Here is a 25,453-nt window from a genome sequence, read left to right on the forward strand (position 1 = left end):
GATGTTCTCGGACGCGATCAGCTCGATCTCATCGCGCTGGCGGCCCAGCTCGGATGTGATCGAGCCGAAAAGTTCCGGGTCGCGGTCGGACAGGGATTGGGTGAAAAAGCCATTGGAACGGTGGGGGGCGTTCACGTGGAAACCTCCTGAGAAAAGCCTCCCGACCGGGTCACGGCGGGAGGAAGTTTGGGGAACAGTTCAGATCACGCGGTCGCGGGGCGTGCGACCGGCGAAGAAGTCGCTGAGATTGTCGAGCACCCGGAACCCCATCGCCTCGCGCGCTTCCTTTGTGGCGCTGCCCAGATGGGGCAGCATCACAAGATTGTCGCAGTGCAGAAGGTCCGAACAAATGCGGGGTTCGCCGTCGAACACATCCAGCGCGGCACCACCGATCATGTCGAAGGTCAGGGACTGAACCAGCGCCCGCTCGTCGATGACCTCGCCGCGTGCTGTGTTGATCAGGAAGGCGTCAGGCTTCATCAGATCCAGCCTGCGCGCATTGATCAGGTGCCGGTTCGCGGCCCCGCCGGGGCAATGCAGCGAGACAAAGTCGCAAGCCGGCAGCAACTCATCAATCGACCCGACCTGAGTGGCATTGCACCGCGCCAACACGTCCGGGTCCACCAAACTGCGGTTATAAACCAGCACCTCCATGCCAAAGCCATGATGCGCGCGGCGGGCCATTTCCTGACCGATGCGGCCATACCCGATGATGCCCAGCGTCTTGCCGCTGACCTTGGTACCGACCAGATGCGTGGGCCGCCAGCCGGTCCAGTTGCCCGAACGCAGTTCCCGTTCGCCTTCACCGGCGCGGCGGGCCACCATCAACAGCAGGGTCATGGCGATATCGGCGGTGCATTCAGACAGCACGTCGGGTGTATTGGTGACGGTCATGCCAAGCTCGCGCGCCGACGGCTCGCAGATATGGCTGTAGCCGACACCGTAGTTGGCGAGGATCTTGGTCTGCGCACCGGGCACGTCCAACGCCTCAGCGCTGAGCGTGTCGGTGACGGTGGGCAGCACCGCGTCATAGGATTTCAGGGCCTGCCGGATCTCAGACGGGGACATGGGTTTGTCGCCGGTGTTCAGAACCGCGTCGTAGTTCTCAGCTAGCTGCGCCTCGACGGCGGCGGGCCAGCGGCGGGTGACAAGAACAGAAGGTTTGACCATCACGCAGCCTCCATGACCCGAGCGATTGTTTCACCGATCACCGCAGGGTTTTCGGCAACGGTCACACCGGCGGCGGACAGAATCTCGACCTTCTCGCTGGCGCTTTCGCCAAAGGCCGAGATGATCGCGCCCGCATGCCCCATGGTCCGACCCTTGGGCGCAGTCAGACCCGCGACGTAGGCGATCACCGGCTTGGTGATGTGGTCGCGTATGTATTCCGCCGCCTCGGCTTCCTGAGGGCCGCCGATTTCACCGATCATGGCGATGACATGGGTGTCTTCATCTTCTTCAAAACGCTGAAGAATATCCTTGAAGGACGAGCCGTTGATCGGGTCGCCACCGATCCCGACGCTGGTTGACACACCAATCCCGCGCTCTTTCAATTGCGCCGCAGCCTCATAACCCAGCGTGCCCGAGCGCCCGATGATCCCCACATGGCCGGGCAGATAGATATGCCCCGGCATGATTCCCAACAACGCCTTGCCGGGTGAGATCGTACCCGCACAGTTCGGCCCAGTCAGAACCATGCGTTTGTCTTTAGGATAGCGGTACATGTACCGTTTCACCCGGATCATGTCCTGCGCCGGGATGCCATCGGTGATGCAGACGCAGTAGCGGATACCGGCATCTGCGGCCTCCATGATCGAATCCGCCGCAAAGGGGGGCGGCACAAAGACGAGGCTGGCATCTGCGCCGGTCGCTTCAACAGCTTGCTTGACGGTGTCAAAGACCGGAACGCCTTCGACGGTTTCGCCGCCTTTGCCGGGCACCACGCCACCGACGACATTGGTGCCGTATTTCAGCATGTCCTTGGTGTGGAACCGAGCCATGCGCCCGGTGATGCCCTGCACGATGACGCGCGTATCACGATCGAGAAGAATGCTCATTACACAGCCCTCATCTTGGTGTTTTGGGACAAATCGTTGCGCCATGCGCCCACGGCGCGTTCGGCGGCTTCCATCAGTGTGGTGGCGCGGATGATCGGCAAGCCGGATTTGGCGAGGATTTTCTGGCCTTCTTCGACATTTGTTCCGGCCAGCCGCACGACCACAGGAATGTCGAGGTCCAGTTCCTTCAGCGCCTGAACCACGCCCTCGGCCACCCAGTCGCAGCGATTGATCCCGGCGAAGATATTCACAAGGATCGCCTGTACGTTGTCATCCGACAGAACCAGCCGGAAGGCTTTGGCCACCCGCTCGGGCGAGGCCCCTCCACCAATGTCGAGGAAGTTGGCAGGCTCACCCCCGGCCAGCTTGATCGTGTCCATCGTCGCCATCGCCAGCCCGGCGCCGTTCACGATACAGCCGATATTGCCGTCCAGCCCGACATAAGACAGACCGCGATCCGCTGCGCGACTTTCGCGCGGGTCTTCCTGACTTTTGTCGCGCAGTTCAGCGATTTGCGGATGACGGAACAGGGCGTTGTCGTCAAAGCTCATCTTGGCGTCCAGCGCCAGAACGCGGTCGTCGCCAGTGATGACCAGTGGGTTGATCTCAACCATGGTGGCGTCCAGATCGCTGAAGGCAGCGTAACAACCTTGCAGAGTGCGCACCATTTGCTGGATCAGCTTGGGTTCCAGACCCAATTTGAACGCAATCTCGCGGGCCTGAAACTCCTGCAGCCCGACCGCCGGTTCAACAATCGACCGCACAATGCTTTCGGGACGGTCGGCTGAGATATCCTCGATCTCCATCCCCCCTTCGGATGATGCCACGATCATCACCCGCTGGCTTGAGCGGTCCAGCACAAACCCCAGATAGATCTCGCGATCAATCGGCACGGCGGCTTCGACATAGACGCGGTAGATGCCTTTGCCTTCGGGGCCGGTTTGATGGGTGACCAGCTTGCGACCAAACAGGTCATCGCAGGCCTGATAGATCTCGTTTTCGGTGTTGCACAGCTTGACGCCGCCCGCCTTGCCGCGCCCGCCCGCGTGGACCTGCGCCTTGACGATCCACTTGTCGCCGCCCAGTTCACGCGCCCGATAGGCCGCCTGTTCGGGGCTGTAGGCCAGCGCGCCCGCAGGCACGTCGACGCCAAAATTCGAAAGGACTTCCTTGGCCTGATATTCATGGATATCCATCTGATCCGCTCCTGATTATGCAGCGATTGAGGTGCCGTAACGGCTTTCCAAAAGGGCTTCGATTGCGTCCGCGTCGACCTGACCGCCCAGTTCCCGAATGGCTTCGGCAAACAGGCGCACGATCCGGCTGACCGCCTCGCGGTTCAATTGGTTGAGGATGCCGATCCGCACCTGCACCGGCGCGCTGAGCGTCGGCCATATGCCAAAGCCCCGGGCGCGACAGTTCTGCACCAGCTCCATTTCGCGGCCCGCCAGTTCCGGGGGCAGGTTCAGCACCACGAGGCTGGGCATGTCCGAGGTGACCTGACACCCCATCTCGATAACCGCATCGCGCAGCACGCGCTCGTGGGTCCGGTATGACATCGACCGCTTGGCCAGACCTTCGATCAGGGTCAGGCGCAGGGATTCATGGAACGCGGCCACCGCATAGGCCGAATGGGTGCGGTGATAGGTACCTTTCTCGACATCCTGCCCGTCAACGATACCCCAATGGCGGGCCTCGAAGATCGGGTTGTGGACGTAAGAATACGCTCCGGTCGCCATCAGTGTCTCGATATAGGCATCCGTGAAGCTGACCGGCGCGTAAGTCAGCGGCAGGCAGCACAGGCCCTTCTGCGGGCAGGACGCCCAACCGGCAATGCCCGGAAAGTCATCGATTGAGAAATCATCGACGCCCAGCGACGACACCGCGTCGATCAGACCCATCGCGCCATGCCGCTGACATGCATCCGAGAACCCGCGCAGATCGTTGACGCGACCCGAGCCGGTTTCCCAATGCGCCATGAACGCCCATTTGGGTTTGTGCTCGGCCAGAGCAGCCTCGACCATCTCGCCTGTCACCGGCTGGCCATGGGGCACGTCAATCACCGTCACGCTGGCGGCTTGGGGATCAAGGGGGTTGGCGGCATGCTCTTGCGGCGTGGCGGCCTTGATCCGCAGGGTCAGCGCGTCGATGCCGGAAAAGGTGCCATTGGCAAAGGCCACAACCTTGTCGCCGGGCACAACGGCCGAGAACATGGTGTCCAGCGCGCTCCAGCCGGTTCCGGCCACGGCGAAGGTATGGGCGTTGTCCGTCCCCCAGATCTTCCGCAGCATGTGCTTGCACTCGATCATGCCGCGCAGCACATCACCCTGCATGTGATCCGCGACACCTGCCCTGGCGAAGGCCTGAAGCACGCGCGCATCCGTGTTGCCTGGTCCGGGACCCGCAGCAAGGGTCTTGGGGATTTCGAGCGGAGGGTAAATCTGGAATGTCATACTGTGTCATCCTCGGCTGTGGAGCGGGCGGCGCGCCCGAACTGTTTTGTTGCCGTGTAGAAAACGCAGACTTGCCCTATGACGCAACGTAACTTACTACTGCTTTTGGATGCCCAATAGTATGGGTTTATACCTACCCATAGTGGTAAAAATACCGAGGTATACAAAAGATTGGCCCACCCAAATGGGTAGGTTCTCGGAAAATCAGGGCAAAATCATATGGTTGAACTTCCAAGACCTCCGATCGAGATCATGCTGGCGGACAGCAACCCGTTGGTTCTGTCTGCCATGTCGGAAATCTTTGAGCGGGATCCGCGATTCTCTTTGGTGGCCACATCCGCTACTGCCGAGGGGTTTCTGGGAACGGTGATGCGTGTGCCCGTTCACGTGGGCGTGGTGGACTGGACGCTGCCGGTTCTGGGGGCCGCCAAGCTGATCGAAGTGCTACGCGATCAGGCCAACGCACCACGGTTCGTCGTCTATGGTGAAGCGGGCGGAGATATTCCGCGCCTGGCCATGCAAGCCGGGGCTGCCGGTTTTGCCCCCCGGTCCGGCGCTGTCGAGGGGCTGCTGGAAACCTGTGCCGAGGTTGCTGCCGGAAAGATGGTGTTCCCCTTCATCGACGTCCGGAAGATGCAGCAGGACCCGATAGAAAGCCTGTCGCGCAAGGAACGCGCAATCCTCGACGCGCTGGCGCAGGGTATGTCCAACCGCGAATTGTCGAAGGAACTACAGATTTCGACAAACACGGTAAAGTTCCACCTGTCGAATATCTACGAAAAGCTCTCGGTCAAAAACAGGACGCAGGCAATTGCGCAGTTCTATTCGGCCCGGATACCCAAAGGCTAGACCCGCTTGTTCGCAGGTGGAATTCACGCGGTTTTCAGGGCAAACTGATCCTGCACGCCCATGGCAGGAGGTCCCGGAATGCCCCAATACAACGATATGTTCGAACTATCGGTCGAGGATATGGACCTGATCGAACAGGCATTGCGACAGGCGATGACGTCTTATGCCACCGAAATTACCGGGAATTCCAACGAAGACCGCGCAAACCTTGAGGATACGGTGCGCCGGATGCATGACCTTCTGGGCCGACTGCATGACCAGAAAATCTTCTACCGACCCAAGCAAGGGACCTATATTGGCGGCTGACTGGACACATTCTGCCTCGTGCGCATTCGACAAAGTGATTTGGCAAGTCGCGGCCAAATCGGTTCAATGACAGTAGGAGGCGTGCCATGCAAAAACCGGAACGGTTCGAGAAATTCTATTTCGCCAAGGTCGGAATGGGCGAAGCCTGCGGCTGCGCCGAACGGGTCATCGACGTGTACGAATTCAACCGCAAAGGCGGTGCGCAGGCAAAGCAGGCATTGAAACAGGGCAAGCGCAAGCGTCGGTCATTTCGGTCATGGGCGTTGAAATACGGGCTGCTCAGCCGCAAACCCAAGGCTTAAATCCCGACATATCTTTGCGAAATCTCCGGGGTCAGTTCGGCCATTGTCCCCTGCCACACGGTTTTTCCGCGTTCCAGGATCACCGCGCGATCTGAAATTGCCGAGAGCTCTTTCAGCGACTTGTCGATAACAAGAATGGCCATGCCCGTGTCGCGTTTCAGCCGGGCAATTGCGGCCCAGATTTCCTGCCGGATGATCGGGGCCAAACCTTCGGTGGCTTCGTCCAGTATCAAAAGCTGCGGATTTGTCATCAACGCGCGCCCGATGGCCAGCATTTGTTGTTCGCCCCCTGACAGGGATGCGGCGCGCTGACCCGAACGTTCCGCCAGTCGTGGGAACAACGCACCCACCGTTTGCAACGTCCATTCGCCGGGGCGTGCAGCTGCGATCAGGTTTTCGCGCACGGTCAGGTCGCGAAAACAGCGCCGGCCTTCGGGCACCAGCCCGACCCCAAGACGGGCCACCTTATGGCTGGGCAACATGTGCAACGCGCGCCCCGCAAACTCCAGACGGCCATCCGAAGGCATCATGCGGCAGATCGCGCGCACGGTGGTGGTCTTACCCATGCCGTTGCGCCCCATCAGGGCCAGAACCTCACCCGCATCCAGTGACAGGTTTACGCCAAACAGGGTTTGCGACGGACCGTAAGAGGCAGTCAGGTTTTCAACGCACAGAAGGCTCATGCGCTGTCTCCCAGATAGGCGTCCTGCACCTCTTGCGACCTGCGGATGTCATCGACGCTGCCCGTGGCGATGATCCGGCCATAGACCAGAACGCTGATCCGGTCTGCCAAGGCAAAGACCGCGTCCATATCATGTTCAACCAGCAGAATGGGGGCCTCGGCGCGCAGCCCGTCCAGAAAGCCTGTCATCGCTTTGGACCCTTCCGCACCCAGCCCGGCCATCGGCTCATCCATGACAAAGGCCTTTGGGTTCAGTGTCAGGGCAACGGCCACTTCAAGCTGGCGGCGCTGGCCATGCGAAAGGTCCGCGCAGCGGGTATCCCTGACATCGGCAAGCCCAACACGGTCCAACGCCTCTGTCGCGCGCGCATTCAGGTCAGCCTTGCGCGTAACCGGGCGAAACAGCGACCAAGCGCCCGAGGTCGCACCGATGGCCCCCAGAAGCACATTCTCGAAAACGCTGTCTTCCATCGCCAGGGCCGAGATCTGGAATGTCCGGCCCAACCCTGCCTGCGCGCGGGCGGCCGTGCTCAGGCCCGTGACGTCCTGCCCCATCAAATCGACGCGGCCCTGATCGGGGGCAAGGCTGCCGCTGATCTGTCCGATCAGGGTGGATTTTCCCGCCCCGTTCGGGCCAATGATGGCGTGTATCTCACCCGGTTGCAGATCGATCGAGACATCGTCTGTTGCTGTCAAAGCGCCAAAAGATTTCGTCAGGCCATGCGTGGCAAGGATCGGCTCAGACATGCGCGCCCTCCTTACCCGTCAACAGGCCAATCACCCCGCCGCGCCCGAACAGGACGATCAACAATAGGATCGTGCCCAGCCAGACGTGCCAGAAATCGGTCAGGCCACCCAGCCAGTGCTCTAGCGCCACAAAGATCACCGCGCCGATGACCGGCCCCATCAACCGCCCGACCCCACCGATCACGATCAGGATGATCAGCTCACCCGACAGTTGCCAGCTGAACATGGTGGGGGAGACAAACCTGTTGAGATCGGCAAACAATGCCCCCGCCAACCCCGTGATCGCGCCCGAGATGACAAAGGCCACCAGTTTCAGGTGCATCGGGTTCAGGCCTACGGTTTCCACCCTCTCGGGAGTCTGGCGAGCGGCGTTCAGGGCCAGCCCGAAAGGTGAATTGCGCAAGCACCATTGCAGCAAAAGCGCCAGGCACAAGGCAACAAAGCACAACCCGAAGAACTGGATCGGGTCCAGCGTATTCAGCCCCGGAAACCCGTTGCGCACGTAGATCGACAGGCCGTCTTCGCCGCCATAAGTGCCCCAGGAAATGGCGAAGTAGTAGAACATCTGCCCAAAGGCGAGGGTAATCATGATGAAATACACGCCCGTCGTGCGCAGGCTGAGCAGCCCGATCACCCATGCGGCCAGAGCGGAAATCACCGTCGCCGTCAGCCAGATCACCGGCATGGATTTCGTGCCTTCTATCGTGAACGGCCCCAATTCCAGCGGCACATAGGTTTGCGCGTGATAGGCAAGAATGCCCATCGAATAGCCGCCCAACCCGAAGAAAGCCGCATGTCCAAAGGAAACCATGCCACCGATGCCAAGCGCTATGTTCAGACCCACCGCCGCCAGCGCCAGGATCACGGCGCGGGTGGTCAGGGTGATCGTGAAAATCTCATCCACGCTCAGCGCCCAAAGTGGCAGCGCCACAAGGCCCGCAATCACGACCCAGTTGATAAGGCGTTCCGAGATCATGCGCGCGCCCCGAACAGGCCAGAGGGTCGCCAGATCAAAACGATGCTCATCAGGATATAAACCGACATCGAGGCAAGCGCTGAGCCGGTTTGCGTGGCCGCGCCGCTGTCCATGAACAGCTTGAACAGCTCGGGCAGGAAGATGCCGCCCAGCGTGTCCGTCAGCCCCACCAGCAGCGACCCGATAAACGCGCCCCGGATCGAGCCGATGCCGCCGATCACGATGACCACAAAGGCAAGGATCAGCACCGGCTCGCCCATCCCGACCTGCACCGATTGGATCGCGCCGACCAAGGCTCCGGCAAGCCCCGCTAGCGCTGCGCCGAGGGCAAAGACCAGCGTGTAAAGCTTCGAAATATCGACACCCAGTGCGGCGATCATCTCACGATCATTCTCGCCTGCACGGATCTGGATGCCGATACGCGTACGCGCCGTCAGCCACCACAGGCCAAGCGCCACCACAAGGCCGATCCCGATCAGGACAAGGCGGTATAGCGGGTATTGGATATTGCCCGGCAGCGTCACAGGGCCCGACAGGTAATCGGGCACATCCAGAAACAAAGGGAAGGACCCAAAGACGTACCGGGTGCCCTCGGAAAAGATCAGGATCAGCGCAAAGGTCGCCAGCACCTGATCCAGATGCGCCGCTTTGTAAAGCCGCCTGATCACCACCGTCTCGATCAGCGTTCCGGCCATGGCCGCCGCCGCCAAAGCCGCGATCAGCGCCAGCAGGAACGAACCTGTCGCACCCGCAACCCAAGCGGCCGCGAAGGCGCCAACCATATAGAGCGACCCGTGCGCGAGGTTGATCAGGCCCATGACGCCAAAGATCAGGGTAAGGCCCGCTGCCATCAGAAACAGCATGACACCGAACTGCAATCCGTTCAGGACCTGCTCGATAACAAGTAGTGTGGACATCACGCGTTCCGGTGTCCCGAATCCGATCCGGGAGGGTTGGTCAAAGGACGAAGGGGAAGCCCCGGGATCAACCCCGGGGCGTGGTGCTACATGCTACAGTCAGCAGCATATGCGTCGGAATGGTTCTCAAGCGCGGTGCCGATGATCTTGTTGGTGAAGACATCGCCTTCCTGAACGACCTCGCGCGCATAGATCGTCTGTACCGGATGGTGGTTTGGACCAAATGAGAAATCGCCGCGCGTGCTGTCGAAATTCGCGGCCCGCAGCGCCTCGCGGAACGCGTCCGCATCGGACACGTCTGCGGCCTCGATGGCCGAGATCAGCAGGTTCGCCGTGTCAAAGCCCTGGCTGGCATAGAGCGACGGCAGACGTCCGTATTCCGCCTGAAAGCTTTCGACAAAGGCCGCGTTCGTCGGGTTGTCGATATCCTTGTTCCATTGAGACGTATTCACCACCCCAAGTGCCGCATCCCCGACCGCTTGCAGAATCCCCTGATCAAAGCTGAACGCAGGACCCACGACCGGAATGTCCACGCCACTGTCGGCATATTGCTTGAGGAAGGAAATCCCCATGCCGCCGGGCAGGAAGAAATACACGCTGTCCGCGCCCGAGGCGCGGATTTGCGCGATTTCGGCGGCATAGTCGGTCTGACCCAGCTGGGTATAGACCTCGCTCGCTACATCGCCTTCGAAGGTCCGCTTGTATCCGGTCAGGGCGTCGGTCCCGGCGGGATAGTTCGGGGCCATGATGAAGCTGTTGCTATAGCCTGCGGTATTGGCATAGGCGCCCGCAGCCTCGTGCAGGTTGTCGTTCTGCCATGCGACATTGAAATAGTTGGGGTGACACCCCTTACCGGCCAGCGGCGAGGGTCCGGCATTCGGAGACAGGTAGAACTTCCCCTGCGCCGTGACCGAGGGCACAACGGCCATGGCAAGGTTCGACCAGATGATACCGGTCAGCACATCCACCTTTTCGGACTGGATCATCTTGTCGGCAAGCTGCACCGCGATATCCGGTTTGCGCTGATCATCCTCGATGACAACTTCGATATCGTCGCGGCCCGATTGCTGGATCGCCAGCATGAACCCGTCGCGCACGTCGATGCCCAGACCGGCCCCGCCGCCCGACAATGTGGTGATCATGCCCACCTTGGTCTCGGCTAGCACCGGGGCTGCCATCAAAATGGCGGCCGCCGTTGCCATAAGAATCTTCTTCATCTTGGTTCTCCCCGTCACGTGTTTTCGTCTTTATGCCAAGTGTTAAGCATTCTTTGGACCCGGCTTTCAATTCAAATCGCTGCCCCCTGCCCCGGAAAACCGGCGCGTCGCCCTTTCAAACCTATGAAAGACATGCAACGCTCGGGCCGCAGGCCAGATCCGAACCGGCCCCAATTGCAGCCTGAAAGCAAAGGATTTTTCTGTGGCACACGCTTCGACACGAACCCTTTCGCTGACCGAAATCCGGTCTTTGGCCAAATCAGTGCTGATCCGCGCCGGTATGGATGAGCGTGGCAGCGACGTTCTGGCCGATATTGTCACACAATCCGAACGCGACGGGCCGCGCAGCCACGGCCTGCGCAACCTGCCGGTCTATGTGCAAAGCTTCACCTCGGGTTATGCCAACCCGTCCGCGCAACCGGAAATCAAGCGCATCGCGCCGGGTGTTCTGCGTGGCGACGGGGACAACGGGTATTATCAGATCGCAGCCACCGCCGCCCGTGACGAGATGATCGCCATGGCGCGCGAGAATGGCATTGCCGCCTTCACCTGTGCCAATTGCCACCATCTGGCCGCCCTGCGGTTCGATACGGAACCTCTGGCCGAGGCGGGTTTGGTGGCGCTCGCCGTGGTCAACTCACTGTCTTTGGTGGTGCCGCAGGGCGGACAACGCCCGGTGTTTGGCACCAACCCCATGTCTTTTGCCTGCCCGCGCGACGGGGCCGAACCGGTGGTGTGGGATCAGGCATCCTCGGCCGTTGCGTTTCTGGATATCAAGATGGCCGCTGCCGAAGGGCATGACCTGCCGCACCCCGCCGGGCTGGATACCGAAGGCAACCCGACTGCGGACCCGAACGCCATTCTGGAAACCCGCAGCCTGCTGCCCTTTGGCGGTCACAAAGGGGCCGGAATTGCCTTTCTGGTTGAGGTTTTGGGCGCAGCCCTTGCAGGCGGCACCCTGTCCGTCAATAACGACGCGCGCGAGGCGCATGGCGCGCTGAACATCAAGGGCGGCGCAACATTGATCGCGCTGGACCCGGCGCGATTTGGCAATGATGCGTTTGCGGACTACATCGCCCGGATCTGCGCCGAAATCGAAGGCAATGGCGACGCCCGCGTTCCCGGTGACGGACGGCTAAGACGGCGGGCCGAAGCCCAAGAAAATGGCGTGGCCGTCAGTGTTGATGTTCTGGACCAGCTTGAGGCGTTGATCTAAGGACAGCCAAGGCAGCACACGACTCAAGGACCCTCAGCCATGTATATCGAACCTTTCGGCGTCGAGATTTGGATGAACGAATGGGAAACCAGATGCGACTGGAATCTGGCCGAAACCTGCGTGGAAAGCCTGACCATTCAGGAATTGCTGACCCTGACAGGCCGAAACGCAACCGACCTGTCCGAGCTTCTGGACCTGAAAATGACCTATGGCGCCATCGAAGGGTCCGACCGGCTGCGCCGCGCCATTGCGGCGCTGTATGAAAACCAGTCGGTTGAAAACACAATCGTCACCCACGGCACGATCGGGGCCAATATGCTGATCCATAAAACTCTGGTCTCACGCGGAGACCGGGTTGTGGCCGTGGTGCCGACCTATCAGCAACACTACTCAATCCCCGCCAGCATCGGCGCGGATGTGCATCATCTTCAGCTGCGCGAGGAAAACGAATTCCTCCCCGATCTGGACGAGTTGCACGCCCTTGTGACACCAGAGACAAGGCTGATCGCGCTGAACAACCCCAACAACCCAACCGGCGCGTTGATGGACCGGGCCATGTTGGAAGACATCGCCGACATTGCCCGCGCGGCGGATGCGTGGATTTTGTGTGATGAGGTGTATCGGGGCACCGATCAGGACGGCTCGGGCATCAGCGCGTCGATTGCCGACATCTACGAAAAAGGCATCAGCACTGCGGGCATGTCCAAAGCGTACTCACTGGCGGGTTTGCGGCTGGGCTGGATCGCCGCACCAACCGAGGTGATCGAGGCGGTGACCATTCACCGCGACTATGACACCATCTCGGTCGGAATGATCGACGATCACTTTGCTGCGCTGGCGCTAGAGAACAAAGACAAGCTTTTGGCCCGCAGCCAGCGGATCACGCGCGGCAATCTGGAAACCCTGCAGGATTGGGTGGCGCAGGAACCAAAAATCACCTGGGTCAAACCAAAATCCGGCACCACGGCCCTGCTGAAATACGACCTGCCAATCAGTTCCCGCGATTTCTGTGTAAAGCTGTTGCAGGAGACCGGCGTGATGTTCACCCCCGGATCAGCCCTTGGGATGGAGGGCTATGTGCGCATCGGCTATGCCAACGGTCCTGAAATCCTGAAACAGGGCTTGTCCCGCGTGTCAGAGTTTCTGGCAGCAAGATAAGCCCGGTGGCCACAACAAAGACGCGCCACCTTATGCGAATTTCCCCGGCAAGGCGAATGCTCGCCAAGGGAATGGCCGAAAGCCGCCGCTACTTTGCCTTGTGATTTGCAATTTCTTCCTCGAAAAAGGATTGGTTCTTCGCAACAATGGCCGGGCTTTCTTAACCGCCGGCCCAACCTGATTGATGTGGATTTAATATTTTGAGACCCCAGCACCAAATGCCGGCTGCCCCACGTCATGAACTGCGCAATACGCGCAATCAGGGTATGACCTTTCTGGCGCTAGCCTTTCTGTTCAGCATCTTCGTGAACCTGCTGATGCTGACCGGGCCGTTGTTCATGCTGCAGGTCTATGACCGTGTTCTGGGCTCGCGCGCGGTCGAAACGCTGACGGCACTGTTTTTGCTGGTCGCGCTGCTTTATGGACTGATGGCCATGCTGGATTTCGCGCGCGGGCGCATCGTCGCGCGGTTTGGTGCGCGGTTCCAGTCGAAGTTGGACGCACGGGTGTTTGACGCCACCCTTCGCCGGTCGCTGAACCCGCAGGCCCGTGCAGCCCCGGCAACGGCACTGCGCGATCTCGAGTCGATCCAGAACCTGTGTGCCTCCCCGGTTTTACTGGCGGTGATGGATATCCCCTGGACCCCGGTGTTTTTGGCCGCGATTTTCATCTTTCACCCGCTGCTGGGCTGGCTGGCCGTCGCGGGTGGGGGGTTGCTGATCGTGATTGCGCTGCTGAATCAGGCCCTGACCCGCCGCAAAGTGGCCGAGGCGCAAGCCGCATCAGCGCGGGCGAATGCCTTTTCCGAACACGCGCGACAGGCGGCGGAAGTTGTCCGCTCGCAAGGGATGCAGCAGGACGTGACGCTACGCTGGCTGAACCAGCGCTCGGACGCGTTGCGCCAGACCATTGCGGCCAGTGACTGGACCGGCAGCTTTACCTCGCTGACCAAATCGCTGCGCCTGTTCCTGCAATCGGCCATGCTGGCGCTTGGGGCCTGGCTGGTGTTGCAGAACGAGCTTTCACCCGGTGCGATGATTGCCGGATCGATCCTGCTGGGCCGCGCGCTTGCGCCCGTCGAACAATCAATCGGACAATGGGGCATGGTCGAAAAGGCCCGTACCGCCTGGGCCTCGCTAAACCAGTTTCTGGACCACACCCCGCCCGAGGCTGAACGGACCAAGCTGCCGACACCTTCAGCGCAACTGGCGGCAAAGGGGCTGACGGTCATCCCGCCGGGTGCCACTGCACCGACCTTGCGCAATGTCACGCTGAACCTTGAACCCGGAACAGCGCTTGGTGTGATTGGCAAAAGCGGGTCGGGCAAGACCACTCTGGCCAAGGCTTTGCTGGGTCTCTGGCACCCCGCCGCGGGTGAAATTCGTCTGGGTGGTGCAACGCTGGACCAATATGACCCTAACGATCTGGGTCAGCACATCGGGTATCTGCCGCAGCAAGTGACCCTGTTCAACGGGTCAGTGGCCGAAAACATTGCGCGCATGTCCCAGAACCCCGATTCTCAGGCCGTGGTCGATGCCGCCAAAAAGGCGAACGCGCACGAGCTGATCCTGTCTCTTGAAAAGGGCTATGACACGTTTCTGGAAGGCAATGACAGTCAGTTGTCGGGCGGTCAGAAACAGCGCATCGCACTGGCCCGCGCCCTTTATGGGGACCCGGTGTTGTTGATCCTGGACGAGCCGAACTCGGCGCTGGACGCAGACGGAACCGAGGCGCTGAATGCCGCAGTGCGCGGGCTGAAAGCCGCCGGGAAGTCGGCGATCATCATGACGCACCGGCCTCAGGCGATCTCGGAATGTGACAATCTGGCGGTGGTCGAGAAGGGGCAAGTGGTCAAATTCGGTACCCGCGACGAGGTTCTGAATGCCATGGTCCAGAATGCCGGGGCGATCAAACGAAATCTCAGCCAGGTGACTTCGGGATGACGGAAAATTCAAAACCGGACGGGCGTTCCGCGTGGCGGATCACCCTGCCTGCCTTGGTCGGCTTTGCTGCGCTGTTTTTTCTGGTGGGCGTGCTTGGTGTCTGGAGCGTCACACAACGTCTGGCCGGGGCCATCGTTTCGTCCGGTGTGATCGAAGTGCAAAGCAACCGTCAGGTCATTCAGCACCCCGACGGCGGTGTGGTCGGCGAGATTTTCGTGCGCGACGGGGCCGTTGTCTCCAGCGGGGATCTGCTGCTGCGGCTGGATGACACCTTCCTGTCGTCAGAAAAGACCATTGTCGAGGCGCAGCTGTTCGAGCTGCTGGCCCGCCGCGCCCGGCTTGAGGCCGAACGCGACAATGCAGCGCCCGAAGACCTGGCCGCCCGTCTGCGCGAGGTTCAACAGGAAAACGGCATCGCCCCGGACCTGATCGACGGGCAACAACGCCTGTTCGACGCGCGGCTGAACACCTTGGCCCAGCAGACCGAACAACTGAGCAAACAGTTGGTGCAAACCGAAAGCGAGATTGACGGAACCGAAGCGCAGCTTGTCTCGCTGCGCCGTCAGGTCGATCTGATCCAGCAAGAACTTGAGGATCAGCAAAGCCTGCTGGAGCGCGGCCTGACCCAAGTCAGCCGGGTACTGGCCCTGCAACGGGAAGAGGCCAACCTGACCGGCGAAATCGGACGGCTTGAGGCCGCAGTGGCCCGGTTGAAAGGTCAGATCGCGGCGACCGAGATTCAAATCCTCGAACTGGCCGCCACCCGCCGGGAAGAGGCGATCACCACCTTGCGCGACGTGCAATCTCAGGTCGCGGAACTGTCCGAACGGCGCCTGTCCCTGACCGAGCGTCTGTCACGGCTGGACATTCGCGCTCCGGTTTCGGGTACGGTTTACGACAGTCAGGTGTTTGCGCTGCAATCGGTGATCCAACCGGCTGAACCGATGATGTATGTGGTGCCGCAGGACACGCCTTTGGTGGTGGCGGCACGGGTGGACGCGATCCACGTGGATCAGTTGCATGTGGGCCAACCGGTCGCCCTGCGCTTTCCGGCCTTCAACCAGCGGGAAACGCCCGAGATTGACGGGCATGTGATCAACGTCTCGGCCGACACATTCACCGACGATCAGACCGGCTTTACCTTTTACCGGGCCGAGCTTGTGCCGGATGACGGGCAGGTCGAACGCTTGAACGGTCAGGCTTTGCTGCCCGGCATGCCGGTCGAGGCGATGATCAAGACAGACGAGCGCACCCCCCTGTCCTATCTGGTCAAACCGATGTCGGATTACTTCAACCGCGCCTTCCGCGAGTGATCAGCTTTTGACATCACCCGAAAACCGCGCGGCGTTTTCCCTGGCGAATGCGCTGGCATCGGCATCAGCATCCCAGAATTGCGGGTTTGCCTTGGGAATGGTCAGCGCCTTCTGAACCGCAGGGCGCGCGTCGATGCGGTCGAACCACGCGTTCAGATGCGCTAGGTCATCTACCTTCACCCTTGCCCATACATACGCCCGCGCCCAAGGATACAGCATCATATCCGCAATCGTGTATTCCCCCGCTGCGATCCAGTCGCGCCCGTTCAGGCGGTCATTCATCACCTCCATCAGCCGGCGGCTTTCGTCGACATAGCGGCGGATGGAAAACGGCTCCTCATGGCCGTTCGGGGCGGCGATGTGCTGAAAATACATTGCCTGCCCCATCATCGGCCCAACATGGCCAACCTGAAACAGCATCCACTGCATGACCTCGGACCGCTTGACCGGATCGGACGGCAGGAATTTTCCGTATTTCTCGGCCAGATGCCACAGGATCGCACCGCTTTCGAAAATCGCCCGCCCCTCGGTCCGGTCTTCGATCGTGGGGATTTTGCCATTGGGGTTCAGGGCCAGAAACTCGGGCGTTTTCTGTTCCTGCTTTGAGAAATCGATATGTGTCAGGTCATAGGGAATACCTGCCTCTTCCAGAAAAATGACAGGCTTGTAGCCGTTCATGGTTCCGGCAGTGTACAGATGAATTTCGGCTTGGGACATGGTCATCCTCAGTGCGTTCGGGGTTTGCTGGCGGCCATGCCGGGTCGGGCTTGGCATATCGTGAACCTGTGAATTGCGGGAAGGAAAAGCAATCAGTATACTTTTTGTAACCTAGTAATCCGGAAAAGGCGCGAAAGATGCGGGCACAGGTCAATCAGGACAAAGATGGGCGTCGCATCGCCACCAATGCCTGCGCCGAACCTTGCGCGATAGAACGTGGAATGCGGATCATCGGCGGCAAGTGGACCGGGTCCATTCTGTGGCACCTCAAGGATGGGCCTGTGCGCTTTAACGACCTGTCCCGCATGATCGGAGGTGCCAGCAAGAAGATGATCGCCGAACGCCTCAGGCAGCTTGAACAGCAAGGGCTTGTCCACCGACGCGTGATGAACACCGCACCGGTTTCAGTTCAGTATTCGATCACCGCGTTCGGCCGGACCGCCCTGGGCTTTCTGGATGAGCTGAGGAAATGGAGCGATCAGTTGCCGCCCGCATTGACAGCGTCCGACCCTACCTCTGAATAACCGCGTTTTCCCAATCGTTCAGGAATTTCCGTCGTTTCAACTGATCGAGATAGGTCAGCAATGCAGGGCCCAGAACAATCGTCCCGCGCGCGTTTGCGGCCCCGTCCGATTGCAGAGTCGGCAGCGAGGCCGCTCCGCCCGCGTTTTGCGCGATCAGGTAGCGCACGAACAACTCGGCGGTTTGGGGTTCCGGAGTACCCGCCAAACCCATCGCCGTGCGCATCATTGTGGTTTGGAAATCCGTCGGCAGGATGACCTGCAGCACACCATCCCGATCCGCTCGCCCCGCCGCGTAGCTGCCAAGCACGTTATAGGCAACGGAAATGGTGCCATCCGTCAAATCGTCGATCATCGCACCTGAACAGCAATACAGATGAACGCCGAGGCCTCCCATCACCTCCATCAACCGCCAATAGGTTTCCGAGGCCCGCGCGTCCTGCGTTGCAAACAGATAGCCCAACCCCGAGTCCCGAATATCATAGGTCCCGACCTTGCCGCGAAAATCCTGCGGACGGGCACGCAGGATCTCGATCAACTCCTGTCGGGTTTCGGGGATCGGCCCGCCTTCGAAAGCGGCACGGTTGATTACGATTGAGGCCGGTTCCGAGGTAAACGCAAACAGGCTGTCATGCCATTGCGCCCAGTCCGGATGGGGTATGTCCGTCAGCGGCAGACCAAACCCGTCATTGGCCAGTTTCAACTGCAGGTCCATCGCGCTTGAGATGACGATGTCAAACGCATCCGGGTCGGCGCGGACCAGACGGTCGATATCGGCGGTGGTGGTCACAAGATACTCGATCCCGATCATTGGATTTTCGGAAATGAAACCCTCGATCAGTGGCGCAAACAACACCGTGTCGGTACTGGACAGAACGCGCAGAACCGGACCACCGGCATCCGCGTTGAACACCTGCCGATCTTCCCAGTCCTGAGCCGACACAGCGCAGGGCAACAAAAGAAACGCTAAAGCAATAAGGTAACGCATGCGCCGCCCTCCTGCCGGTTGCTGAGGGTCAGTGTGCCCCCATGCGCCGTCGCCACATCCTGCGCAATCGTCAGACCAAGACCGGATCCGATGGTTCCAATGGCGTTCTGGCCGCGCTCAAACCGGCGGGTCAGCAGGTCAATCTCGTCCGGTGGAAAACCCGGCCCCCGATCGCTGACAGTGACTTTGGGCGGGGTTGTGACCTCGATCCTGACGGTGCTGTCGGCGGGTGCGTATTTCAGCGCGTTGTCGATCATGTTGCGCACCGCATTCTGGATCAGGATAAGATCGCCCGAATAAGGCACCGCCGGATCACCTGTCAGCGACAATGACAGATCCTTCATCTCGGCAATTGGTGTCAGGCGCTGGACCAGATCGCGGATCAGGGTGACCAGATCGATCTCTTCCCGTTCCAGATGATCGGCCCGAAAGGTGATCATCGCATGATCCAGCAACTGCCCCGCCGCGCGTGAACTTTCGTCGATGGCCCGCACCATCGACCGCAACGCCTCGCGGTTTTCTTCCTTTTCCACGCGCTGCAACGTGGCATCCGCATAAGACCGGACCGTTGCCAAAGGGGTACGAACGCGATGCGCGGCCTCGGCAATAAATTCCTCGGACTGGCTCAGCGAGTGGTCCAGCCGCCCCATCAGGGAATTCAGCGACGTCACCAGCGGCGCCATTTCCCGTGGCACCGGTTTTCGGAACGGGCTCAGGTCCTGCGGCCCCCGTCGCGTGACGGATGTGGTCAGCTTGTTCAACTGCCCAATGGTGGTGGAGGTCGCCCAAAAGGACAAGCCGGCGGCCAGGGCAAAGAACCCCAGCCCCAGCAAGGCAGCATTACGCGAGATCTGATCCAGCGTCTCGGCCAGCGCGTCCTGCGTTTGCCCCAAGGCCACTTCTACCTGTGTCCGGGTGCCAAGCCCGACCAAGGTCCGGCTGGCGCTGACCTGCCTAATCGCCTCGCCCCGGACCTGACCCGAGCGGAAGGTCCAGCCACCGTCCGGGGTGCTGTTGGTTACGGGCAAATCGTCATAGCCGGACAAAAGCTGGCCGTCCTGAAAGATTGCATAAAACACCCTGTCATCCGACGGGGTGTTGAGCATGGAAAACGCGGCATAAGGAATATCGACCTCAAGCTCTCCGTCCCGCAGCGCCACGGCATCCAGGATCGAGGTGACCGACGCACCAAGGATATTGTCCTGCCCTTGCTGCGCCACGCGGGCCGCGTAGCTGCGCACGGCAAAGAACAGTAAAAGCGCCAGAATGGCCGCGCCTCCGATCAGGGTCAGCACCAGCCGGTTGCGTAAAGACCCCGAGACGGCAGCGCTAGCGGACATGATCCAACCTGTACCCCAGCCCGCGCAACGTGGTGATCTTCAGGTCCGAGCTTTCAAGATGCTTGCGCAGGCGGCCCACATAGACCTCAATAGCGTTATCCGAGACGTTGTCGTCATAGGAAAACAACCGATCCGCCAGCTTCTGTTTGGAAAACACCTGACCGGGGGCGTTCAGAAACAACTCCAACAGGCGCAGTTCGCGGTTGCGCAGCGACACGGTCTCGGACCCCACACCCAGATGACCCGCGACAGGGTCGAAAACGATCCCACCAATCTCAATCGTCGATTTGGCGATCCCTGATTTGCGCCGCAGCACGGCGCGACAGCGGGCCTCAAGCTCGGCATGATCGAAGGGTTTGGTGACGTAATCATCTGCCCCCAGATCGAGCGATCCGATTCGATCCGACACCTGACTGCGGGCGGTCAGAACGATGACAGGTGTGTCCAGATGACTGGCCCGATGCCGTTTCAGAAAGTCGCGACCGTCGCCGTCGGGCAGCATGATGTCCAGCAGGATCAGGTCATATTCCTCGGTGTCCACATAGGCCGTTGCATCATCCAGTTTCGCTGCATGATCAACGACATGGCCATCCAGCCGCATCCGCGAACTGATCGCATTCGCGAGGTCCATATTGTCTTCGACCAGCAGGAATTTCATGAGGCGTAAGCAGTATTTTCGCGCGTGACAGGTTGATGTCAGGTTGATGTGTTTTTCTTGACGATAATCTGAGCCGCCAAGCGGCCGGTTGTCAAATGGGAGGAAAACATGACGACATTCAAACTGGGCCGTCGCGCCCTGATCGCGGCTGTGGCCGCTGTTGGCCTTGCAGGGCCGACATTCGCGGATGAGGTCGTAGACAGCATCCACTTTCTGATCCCCGGCGGCGCAGGCGGCGGCTGGGACGGCACCGCGCGTGGCACCGGCGAAGCGCTGACCAAAGCGGGCCTTGTGGGCACCGCGTCTTACGAGAACATGTCGGGCGGCGGCGGCGGTAAAGCCATCGGCTATCTGATCGAAAACGCCGAAAGCAACCATGGCACGCTGATGGTGAACTCGACCCCCATCGTGATCCGTTCGCTGACCGGGGTGTTCCCGCACAACTTCCGTGACCTGACGCTGGTGTCCGGCACGATCGGCGATTACGCGGCCATTGTTGTCGGCAAGGACAGCCCGATCAACTCGATGGCGGACCTGCTGGCGGCTTATGACGCTGACCCTGGTGCGACAGCCATCGGCGGCGGCTCGGTCCCGGGCGGTATGGACCATCTGGTTGCGGCCATGGTGATGGAAGCCGCAGGCAAGGACGCGCTGGGGGTCAAGTACATCCCTTATGACGCGGGCGGCAAAGCCATGGCCGCCCTGTTGTCGGGCGAGATCGCAGCACTTTCGACCGGCTTCTCGGAAGCCGTCGATCTGGCAAATGCAGGCGAGGTGAAAATCATCGGTGTGACGGCGGATGAGCGTGTGGACGCAGCACCGGACGCGCAGACCATGAAGGAACAGGGTATTGACACCACCTTCGTCAACTGGCGCGGTTTCTTCGCAGCCCCCGGTCTGCCCGAAGACAAGCTGGCCGCCTATCAGGACGCCATCGCCAAGATGTATGACACACCCGAATGGGAAGAAGTACGCGCGCGCAATGGTTGGGTGAACATCCACAATTCAGGCGACGATTTCTCGGCCTTTCTCGAGCAGCAGGAACAGCAAATCAGCGATCTGATGAAGAAGCTGGGCTTCCTGTAAGCACCACCCATGGCAGAGCGGTTCGCCGCTCTGCCACACAAAAAGAACACGTAAGGGAGGGGATGTCATGGCGCTGGATCGCTGGATCGCGCTTGTTCTGCTTGGGGTCTGTCTGACCTATGGCTATGCCGCCTGGTTTACGATGGATGGCAGCCTGCCCCCCTTCATGCAGCGCAACCCAATTTGGCCAAGCACATTCCCCAAAGTGCTGTCGGTACTGGGCATCATCGCCTGCGTAATCATCCTGCTGGGCTTCGAAAAGTCCGAGCCGAAAGAGGCCGATATCGACTACCGCCGTCTGGGGGATTACCACCTTGATCAAGCTTTGATGCTGCTGGCCCTGATGGTGATCTATGCCCTGTGCCTGCGGCCCGTCGGCTTTCTGATCTCGACTTCTGCTTTCCTGATCCTCGGCTCGTTCATACTGGGTGAGCGCAAGTGGCACATCATGCTGCCCGTTGCCTTCATCGCCACCGGCGCGGTCTGGTATCTGGTTCAGGAAGTCCTTGGCATCTACATGCGCCCCCTGCCGGGCATTTTCGGAGGTTGATATGCTCGAAGGACTTCTGATCGGCCTGCAAACGGCATTCTCAATTCAAAACCTGCTGATGGTCATCGCGGGCTGTCTGATCGGCACGTTCATCGGCATGCTTCCCGGCCTTGGGCCGATGTCGATCATCGCCATCATGATCCCGGTCGCGATTTCGATGGGCGATCCGTCTGCTGCGCTGATCCTTCTGGCGGGCGTCTACTACGGCGCGATTTTCGGCGGCTCGACCTCATCCATTTTGCTGAACGCGCCGGGGGTCGCAGGCACCGTGGCCTCAAGCTTCGATGGCTACCCGATGGCGCGGCAAGGCAAGGCCGGCAAAGCGCTGACCATCGCCGCCATCGCCAGTTTCGCAGGCGGCACATTGGGGGCCATTCTGCTGATGGTCTTCGCCCCTGCCCTGTCCTCGGTCGCGCTGCTGTTCCATTCGGCCGAATACTTCGCCCTGATGGTTGTGGGCCTGTCTGCCATTGCGGCCTTTGCCGGGTCGGGTCAGGTGGCCAAGGCGCTGATCATGACGATCCTCGGCCTGATCATGGCAACCGTCGGCGAAGGCGCTTTGTTCAACCTGCCCCGCTTCACCATGGGGATCATGGACCTGCAATCCGGCTTTGGGTTCATCACGCTGGCCATGGCTATGTTCGCCCTGCCCGAAGCTTTGTTTCTGGTTCTGAAACCCAAGGACCTGCAAGGCGATGATGGAGAGATCAAAGACTTGCGCATTACCAGGGACGAGGCCAAAGCCATCGCGCCCGTGATCGGTCGCCAATCGGTGCAAGGTTTCTTCATCGGCGTCCTGCCCGGGGCCGGAGCGACAATTGCCAGCTTCCTCGGCTATGCGGTCGAGCGCAACATTGCTCCGAAAGAAGAACAGGACGAGTTCGGCAAAGGATCGATCAAAGGCCTCGCTGCACCTGAATCCGCCAACAACGCGGCCTGTACCGGGTCATTCGTGCCGCTGCTGACGCTCGGCATTCCGGGATCCGGGACCACGGCGATCCTGCTGGGCGCTCTGATCGCTTTGAACGTGACCCCCGGCCCGCGCCTGATGCTGGATGAGCCACAGATCTTCTGGGCGGTCATCATGTCGATGTTCATCGGCAATCTGGTGCTGCTGATCCTGAACCTTCCGCTGATCCCGTACATCGCCAAAGTGCTGGCTGTGCCGCGCAACTACCTGATCCCGTTCATCCTGTTCTTTACGTTGATGGGCGCCTATATCGGCCAGAACAACGCCACCGAGTTGCTGATCCTCGTCGGCTTCGGCATCTGCGCCACCGCGTTGAAATTCGCCGACTACCCCCTGGCCCCGCTGCTGATCGGGTTCATCCTTGGCGGGATGATGGAGGATAACTTTGCCCGCTCGATGCAGCTGTATGATGGCATCGCCTTCATCTGGGAACGTCCGATGACGCTAGGCCTGCTGGTGATCGCCGTCCTTCTGGTACTGCTGCCCAGCTACCGCGCACGCCGGGCCAAGGCGCGGGCGGCCGGTGTTGCTGATGGCGACTGACCCTCTGGCCGGCATCCGCGTTCTGGATCTGACGAACGTGCTTGCCGGCCCCTATTGCTGTTATCAGCTGGCGCTGATGGGGGCCGAAGTGATCAAGGTCGAGCGCCCCGGTTCCGGCGATCTGGCCCGTGTGCTGGGGGCCGACCCCGAACGCAACAAGGCCGGGATGGGGATCAGTTTTCTGGCCCAGAACGCGGCGAAGAAATCCGTCACTTTGGACATGAAATCCGAACGCGGCAAGGCACTGCTGAAACGGCTTGTCCGCACGGCGGATGTTTTGGTCGAGAATTTTCGGCCCGGCGTGATGGATCGCTTGGGTCTGGGCTATGAGGTCCTGAAGGCCGAAAACCCCCGCCTGATCTACTGCGCCATCAGCGGCTTCGGGCAGGACGGGCCGCGCCGCGACGATCCGGCTTATGACCAGATCGTGCAGGGCATCAGTGGGATCATGTCGATCACCGGCGCGCCCGATACAGCGCCTTATCGCGTTGGGTATCCGCTGGCCGATACGGTCGGCGGGCTGACAGCGGCCTTCGCCATCACATCCGCCCTGAACGCCACCCCGCGCGGCGCGTTTCTGGATGTCGCGATGACCGAGGCGGTGATTTCCACAATGGGCTGGGTCGTGTCAAATTACCTGATCGGCGGCGTGACGCCCGCCGCGCATGGCAATGAGAACACAACCTCGGCCCCGTCCGGTACATTTGCCACCGCAGACAGCCCGATCAACATCGCCGCCAACCGGGATGAGCAATGGCAGGCCCTGGCCCGGCATCTGGGTCGCGAAGACCTGCTGACAAACCCCAACTACGCAACCCGCGAGGATCGGAAGAAAAACCGCCATGCCTTGCGCGCGGAGTTAGAGCGCACGCTGACCACGCGGCCAGCAAAAGAATGGGTGCAGGAGTTGAATGGCCTTGGGGTGCCCACTGGGCAGGTTCTGACCGTCGCCGATGCGCTCGACGACCCGCAATTGGCAGGGCGTGGTCTGATCGGGCCTCTGGACGTGCAGGGCGAAATCCTGCACCTGGCTGGCAGCCCGGTTGTCATGGACGGCACACGCAACCACCCAGAAACCGCGCCGCCGGATTTGGGGGCGGACAATGCCGCGATCTGGTCCGCGCTTGGCCTGACCCAGTCCGAGACCGACGCCCTGCAACAGGAGGGCGTGATTTGAGCGACGTCTCCGACTGGTGGAAAACCGCGATCATCGACATGGAACCGGGCCGGATTGAGTTGCGCGGCGAGCCGATCCAGGACCTGATCGGCACCCTGAGTTTCGCTGAGATGATCTGGTTCATGCTGCGCGGCGACAGACCCACCCCGGCGCAGGCCCGTTTGTTCGAGGCCGCGCTGGTGGCCGCCGTGGATCACGGTCCACAAGCGCCCTCAATCGCGGCGGCCCGGATGGCGGTGACCTGCGGGTTACCGCTGAATAACGCGATGGCAAGCGCGGTCAACATGTTGGGCGACGTGCATGGCGGGGCCGGAGAGCAGGCGGTGCAGCTTTATCACTATATCGCCGATCACACGCAGAATCTGCCGGGCGCATTGGATGACTGGATCACCACGCAGGGAAAGATCCTGCCTGGTTTCGGCCACCGTTTTCACACCCCAACCGACCCGCGCGCCCCGCGCCTGATGCAGTTGGTTGCTGAAGCCGTCGATCAGGGCGCGTGCAGCGGGGATTTCATGCGGATCGGACAGGCGATCGAGGGCGAACTTGCGCATTGCAAGGGCAAACCCGTTCCGATGAATATCGATGGTGCAACGGCGGTGATCTATGCCGAGCTTGGCTTTGCCCCGCCGCTGGCGCGTGGGCTGTTCTGCCTGTCCCGCTCGGTCGGTATTCTGGCCCACGCTTGGGAACAGATGCAGCAAGACGGGCGCAACAAGGGGCCGACGCCGCCACACTACCGGTGGACTTATCTGAAAGACGAATAG

At 60.7% G+C, this 25,453-nt stretch carries 26 protein-coding genes and 1 pseudogene; 13 read left to right on the top strand and 14 right to left on the bottom strand.

The window, feature by feature from the left end; all coding sequences use genetic code 11:
- From glyA to ACR0MO_RS20510, 5 genes and pseudogenes are all read right to left on the bottom strand, one after another.
- Positions 1–135 (bottom strand): annotated as a pseudogene (glyA, locus tag ACR0MO_RS20490) (serine hydroxymethyltransferase); the annotation flags it as partial.
- 63 nt (positions 136–198) lie between these two features.
- Positions 199–1,170, bottom strand: coding sequence for a 2-hydroxyacid dehydrogenase (locus ACR0MO_RS20495; RefSeq protein WP_480781968.1), 972 nt, complete (start codon positions 1,168–1,170; stop codon positions 199–201).
- Positions 1,170–2,057 carry a succinate--CoA ligase subunit alpha gene (sucD, locus tag ACR0MO_RS20500; protein WP_480586778.1) on the bottom strand — a complete coding sequence of 296 codons (888 nt, stop codon included), beginning with the start codon at positions 2,055–2,057 and terminating at the stop codon, positions 1,170–1,172. Before sucD ends, ACR0MO_RS20495 begins: the two co-directional genes overlap by 1 nt.
- A complete protein-coding gene (locus tag ACR0MO_RS20505) occupies positions 2,057–3,253 on the bottom strand; it encodes a malate--CoA ligase subunit beta (protein ID WP_170634865.1) in 1,197 nt (398 codons plus the stop codon). Before ACR0MO_RS20505 ends, sucD begins: the two co-directional genes overlap by 1 nt.
- 15 nt (positions 3,254–3,268) lie before the next feature.
- Positions 3,269–4,510 (bottom strand): pyridoxal-phosphate-dependent aminotransferase family protein, encoded by a 1,242-nt coding sequence (locus ACR0MO_RS20510; protein ID WP_480893103.1) that lies wholly within the window; start codon positions 4,508–4,510, stop codon positions 3,269–3,271.
- Positions 4,511–4,729: 219 nt separating this feature from the next.
- Here ACR0MO_RS20510 and ACR0MO_RS20515 point away from each other — a divergent pair, with 219 nt between their 5' ends.
- The 3 genes from ACR0MO_RS20515 (at position 4,730) to ACR0MO_RS20525 (ending at position 5,967) form a co-directional block, all read left to right on the top strand.
- Entirely contained in the window at positions 4,730–5,359 is a 630-nt protein-coding gene (locus ACR0MO_RS20515; RefSeq protein ID WP_480875817.1) for a response regulator transcription factor, read from the top strand.
- A gap of 78 nt (positions 5,360–5,437) precedes the next feature.
- Positions 5,438–5,665: a hypothetical protein gene (locus tag ACR0MO_RS20520; protein WP_170456669.1), complete on the top strand. Its 228-nt coding sequence runs from the start codon at positions 5,438–5,440 to the stop codon at positions 5,663–5,665.
- A gap of 86 nt (positions 5,666–5,751) precedes the next feature.
- The gene (locus ACR0MO_RS20525) at positions 5,752–5,967 is read left to right on the top strand and encodes a hypothetical protein (protein WP_480875819.1); all 216 of its coding nucleotides are present in this window, start codon (positions 5,752–5,754) and stop codon (positions 5,965–5,967) included.
- Here the strand turns inward: ACR0MO_RS20525 and ACR0MO_RS20530 are convergent.
- The 5 genes from ACR0MO_RS20530 to ACR0MO_RS20550 form a co-directional block, all read right to left on the bottom strand.
- Positions 5,964–6,650, bottom strand: coding sequence for a branched-chain amino acid ABC transporter ATP-binding protein (locus tag ACR0MO_RS20530; protein WP_170456665.1), 687 nt, complete (start codon positions 6,648–6,650; stop codon positions 5,964–5,966). The two genes, ACR0MO_RS20525 and ACR0MO_RS20530, sit on opposite strands and share 4 nt — an antisense overlap.
- Positions 6,647–7,396: an ABC transporter ATP-binding protein gene (locus ACR0MO_RS20535; RefSeq protein ID WP_170456662.1), complete on the bottom strand. Its 750-nt coding sequence runs from the start codon at positions 7,394–7,396 to the stop codon at positions 6,647–6,649. The genes ACR0MO_RS20530 and ACR0MO_RS20535 overlap by 4 nt, the downstream gene beginning before the upstream one ends.
- Positions 7,389–8,372: a branched-chain amino acid ABC transporter permease gene (locus ACR0MO_RS20540; RefSeq protein WP_170456660.1), complete on the bottom strand. Its 984-nt coding sequence runs from the start codon at positions 8,370–8,372 to the stop codon at positions 7,389–7,391. The genes ACR0MO_RS20535 and ACR0MO_RS20540 overlap by 8 nt, the downstream gene beginning before the upstream one ends.
- A complete protein-coding gene (locus ACR0MO_RS20545; protein WP_480893105.1) occupies positions 8,369–9,289 on the bottom strand; it encodes a branched-chain amino acid ABC transporter permease in 921 nt (306 codons plus the stop codon). The genes ACR0MO_RS20540 and ACR0MO_RS20545 overlap by 4 nt, the downstream gene beginning before the upstream one ends.
- 86 nt (positions 9,290–9,375) lie before the next feature.
- A complete protein-coding gene (locus ACR0MO_RS20550; RefSeq protein WP_170456656.1) occupies positions 9,376–10,506 on the bottom strand; it encodes an ABC transporter substrate-binding protein in 1,131 nt (376 codons plus the stop codon).
- A gap of 202 nt (positions 10,507–10,708) precedes the next feature.
- Here ACR0MO_RS20550 and ACR0MO_RS20555 point away from each other — a divergent pair, with 202 nt between their 5' ends.
- The 4 genes from ACR0MO_RS20555 to ACR0MO_RS20570 all read left to right on the top strand — a co-directional run bounded on the left by ACR0MO_RS20555 (position 10,709) and on the right by ACR0MO_RS20570 (position 16,136).
- Positions 10,709–11,722 (top strand): Ldh family oxidoreductase, encoded by a 1,014-nt coding sequence (locus ACR0MO_RS20555; RefSeq protein WP_480893107.1) that lies wholly within the window; start codon positions 10,709–10,711, stop codon positions 11,720–11,722.
- 39 nt (positions 11,723–11,761) lie between these two features.
- Positions 11,762–12,880 (top strand): aminotransferase, encoded by a 1,119-nt coding sequence (locus ACR0MO_RS20560; RefSeq protein ID WP_480627373.1) that lies wholly within the window; start codon positions 11,762–11,764, stop codon positions 12,878–12,880.
- Positions 12,881–13,098: 218 nt separating this feature from the next.
- Positions 13,099–14,823 carry a type I secretion system permease/ATPase gene (locus ACR0MO_RS20565; protein WP_480893109.1) on the top strand — a complete coding sequence of 575 codons (1,725 nt, stop codon included), beginning with the start codon at positions 13,099–13,101 and terminating at the stop codon, positions 14,821–14,823.
- Positions 14,820–16,136 carry an HlyD family type I secretion periplasmic adaptor subunit gene (locus tag ACR0MO_RS20570; protein WP_170456648.1) on the top strand — a complete coding sequence of 439 codons (1,317 nt, stop codon included), beginning with the start codon at positions 14,820–14,822 and terminating at the stop codon, positions 16,134–16,136. Before ACR0MO_RS20565 ends, ACR0MO_RS20570 begins: the two co-directional genes overlap by 4 nt.
- Here the strand turns inward: ACR0MO_RS20570 and ACR0MO_RS20575 are convergent, their stop codons facing one another.
- Positions 16,137–16,853 carry a glutathione S-transferase family protein gene (locus ACR0MO_RS20575; protein ID WP_480893111.1) on the bottom strand — a complete coding sequence of 239 codons (717 nt, stop codon included), beginning with the start codon at positions 16,851–16,853 and terminating at the stop codon, positions 16,137–16,139. It abuts the gene before it with no gap.
- Between the two features lie 137 nt (positions 16,854–16,990).
- On the opposite strand from ACR0MO_RS20575, the gene ACR0MO_RS20580 reads away from it, so the two are divergent.
- Entirely contained in the window at positions 16,991–17,377 is a 387-nt protein-coding gene (locus ACR0MO_RS20580) for a winged helix-turn-helix transcriptional regulator (protein WP_170456644.1), read from the top strand.
- Here the strand turns inward: ACR0MO_RS20580 and ACR0MO_RS20585 are convergent.
- The 3 genes from ACR0MO_RS20585 to ACR0MO_RS20595 are packed head-to-tail and all read right to left on the bottom strand — an operon-like array spanning position 17,364 to position 20,360.
- On the bottom strand, positions 17,364–18,362 hold the full coding sequence (locus ACR0MO_RS20585) for an ABC transporter substrate-binding protein (RefSeq protein WP_170456642.1): 999 nt from the start codon (positions 18,360–18,362) through the stop codon (positions 17,364–17,366). The genes ACR0MO_RS20580 and ACR0MO_RS20585 overlap by 14 nt on opposite strands.
- Positions 18,341–19,702 carry a sensor histidine kinase gene (locus ACR0MO_RS20590; protein ID WP_170456640.1) on the bottom strand — a complete coding sequence of 454 codons (1,362 nt, stop codon included), beginning with the start codon at positions 19,700–19,702 and terminating at the stop codon, positions 18,341–18,343. The genes ACR0MO_RS20585 and ACR0MO_RS20590 overlap by 22 nt, the downstream gene beginning before the upstream one ends.
- Positions 19,692–20,360, bottom strand: coding sequence for a response regulator transcription factor (locus ACR0MO_RS20595; protein WP_170456638.1), 669 nt, complete (start codon positions 20,358–20,360; stop codon positions 19,692–19,694). Before ACR0MO_RS20595 ends, ACR0MO_RS20590 begins: the two co-directional genes overlap by 11 nt.
- A gap of 108 nt (positions 20,361–20,468) precedes the next feature.
- Here ACR0MO_RS20595 and ACR0MO_RS20600 point away from each other — a divergent pair, with 108 nt between their 5' ends.
- The 5 genes from ACR0MO_RS20600 to ACR0MO_RS20620 all read left to right on the top strand — a co-directional run bounded on the left by ACR0MO_RS20600 (position 20,469) and on the right by ACR0MO_RS20620 (position 25,453).
- The gene (locus ACR0MO_RS20600; RefSeq protein WP_170524567.1) at positions 20,469–21,446 is read left to right on the top strand and encodes a tripartite tricarboxylate transporter substrate-binding protein; all 978 of its coding nucleotides are present in this window, start codon (positions 20,469–20,471) and stop codon (positions 21,444–21,446) included.
- Positions 21,447–21,513: 67 nt separating this feature from the next.
- The gene (locus ACR0MO_RS20605; RefSeq protein ID WP_170524570.1) at positions 21,514–21,996 is read left to right on the top strand and encodes a tripartite tricarboxylate transporter TctB family protein; all 483 of its coding nucleotides are present in this window, start codon (positions 21,514–21,516) and stop codon (positions 21,994–21,996) included.
- A gap of 1 nt (position 21,997) precedes the next feature.
- Complete coding sequence (locus ACR0MO_RS20610; RefSeq protein WP_170524572.1) at positions 21,998–23,509, top strand: tripartite tricarboxylate transporter permease; 1,512 nt, start codon at positions 21,998–22,000, stop codon at positions 23,507–23,509.
- Positions 23,499–24,686, top strand: a complete 1,188-nt coding sequence (locus ACR0MO_RS20615) for a CoA transferase (RefSeq protein WP_170524575.1) — start codon at positions 23,499–23,501, stop codon at positions 24,684–24,686. Before ACR0MO_RS20610 ends, ACR0MO_RS20615 begins: the two co-directional genes overlap by 11 nt.
- Complete coding sequence (locus tag ACR0MO_RS20620) at positions 24,683–25,453, top strand: citryl-CoA lyase (RefSeq protein ID WP_480893114.1); 771 nt, start codon at positions 24,683–24,685, stop codon at positions 25,451–25,453. The genes ACR0MO_RS20615 and ACR0MO_RS20620 overlap by 4 nt, the downstream gene beginning before the upstream one ends.

Source organism: Ruegeria sp. K5 (assembly GCF_056531805.1).

Excerpts from the sequence above, each read along its gene's own strand:
- ACR0MO_RS20495 (WP_480781968.1), bottom strand. The coding sequence starts at position 1,170 with ATGGTCAAACCTTCTGTTCTTGTCACCCGCCGCTGGCCCGCCGCCGTC.
- sucD (WP_480586778.1), bottom strand. The coding sequence starts at position 2,057 with ATGAGCATTCTTCTCGATCGTGATACGCGCGTCATCGTGCAGGGCATC.
- ACR0MO_RS20505 (WP_170634865.1), bottom strand. The coding sequence starts at position 3,253 with ATGGATATCCATGAATATCAGGCCAAGGAAGTCCTTTCGAATTTTGGC.
- ACR0MO_RS20510 (WP_480893103.1), bottom strand. The coding sequence starts at position 4,510 with ATGACATTCCAGATTTACCCTCCGCTCGAAATCCCCAAGACCCTTGCT.
- ACR0MO_RS20515 (WP_480875817.1), top strand. The coding sequence starts at position 4,730 with ATGGTTGAACTTCCAAGACCTCCGATCGAGATCATGCTGGCGGACAGC.
- ACR0MO_RS20520 (WP_170456669.1), top strand. The coding sequence starts at position 5,438 with ATGCCCCAATACAACGATATGTTCGAACTATCGGTCGAGGATATGGAC.
- ACR0MO_RS20525 (WP_480875819.1), top strand. The coding sequence starts at position 5,752 with ATGCAAAAACCGGAACGGTTCGAGAAATTCTATTTCGCCAAGGTCGGA.
- ACR0MO_RS20530 (WP_170456665.1), bottom strand. The coding sequence starts at position 6,650 with ATGAGCCTTCTGTGCGTTGAAAACCTGACTGCCTCTTACGGTCCGTCG.
- ACR0MO_RS20535 (WP_170456662.1), bottom strand. The coding sequence starts at position 7,396 with ATGTCTGAGCCGATCCTTGCCACGCATGGCCTGACGAAATCTTTTGGC.
- ACR0MO_RS20540 (WP_170456660.1), bottom strand. The coding sequence starts at position 8,372 with ATGATCTCGGAACGCCTTATCAACTGGGTCGTGATTGCGGGCCTTGTG.
- ACR0MO_RS20545 (WP_480893105.1), bottom strand. The coding sequence starts at position 9,289 with ATGTCCACACTACTTGTTATCGAGCAGGTCCTGAACGGATTGCAGTTC.
- ACR0MO_RS20550 (WP_170456656.1), bottom strand. The coding sequence starts at position 10,506 with ATGAAGAAGATTCTTATGGCAACGGCGGCCGCCATTTTGATGGCAGCC.
- ACR0MO_RS20560 (WP_480627373.1), top strand. The coding sequence starts at position 11,762 with ATGTATATCGAACCTTTCGGCGTCGAGATTTGGATGAACGAATGGGAA.
- ACR0MO_RS20565 (WP_480893109.1), top strand. The coding sequence starts at position 13,099 with ATGCCGGCTGCCCCACGTCATGAACTGCGCAATACGCGCAATCAGGGT.
- ACR0MO_RS20570 (WP_170456648.1), top strand. The coding sequence starts at position 14,820 with ATGACGGAAAATTCAAAACCGGACGGGCGTTCCGCGTGGCGGATCACC.
- ACR0MO_RS20575 (WP_480893111.1), bottom strand. The coding sequence starts at position 16,853 with ATGTCCCAAGCCGAAATTCATCTGTACACTGCCGGAACCATGAACGGC.
- ACR0MO_RS20580 (WP_170456644.1), top strand. The coding sequence starts at position 16,991 with ATGCGGGCACAGGTCAATCAGGACAAAGATGGGCGTCGCATCGCCACC.
- ACR0MO_RS20585 (WP_170456642.1), bottom strand. The coding sequence starts at position 18,362 with ATGCGTTACCTTATTGCTTTAGCGTTTCTTTTGTTGCCCTGCGCTGTG.
- ACR0MO_RS20590 (WP_170456640.1), bottom strand. The coding sequence starts at position 19,702 with ATGTCCGCTAGCGCTGCCGTCTCGGGGTCTTTACGCAACCGGCTGGTG.
- ACR0MO_RS20595 (WP_170456638.1), bottom strand. The coding sequence starts at position 20,360 with ATGAAATTCCTGCTGGTCGAAGACAATATGGACCTCGCGAATGCGATC.
- ACR0MO_RS20600 (WP_170524567.1), top strand. The coding sequence starts at position 20,469 with ATGACGACATTCAAACTGGGCCGTCGCGCCCTGATCGCGGCTGTGGCC.
- ACR0MO_RS20605 (WP_170524570.1), top strand. The coding sequence starts at position 21,514 with ATGGCGCTGGATCGCTGGATCGCGCTTGTTCTGCTTGGGGTCTGTCTG.
- ACR0MO_RS20610 (WP_170524572.1), top strand. The coding sequence starts at position 21,998 with ATGCTCGAAGGACTTCTGATCGGCCTGCAAACGGCATTCTCAATTCAA.
- ACR0MO_RS20615 (WP_170524575.1), top strand. The coding sequence starts at position 23,499 with ATGGCGACTGACCCTCTGGCCGGCATCCGCGTTCTGGATCTGACGAAC.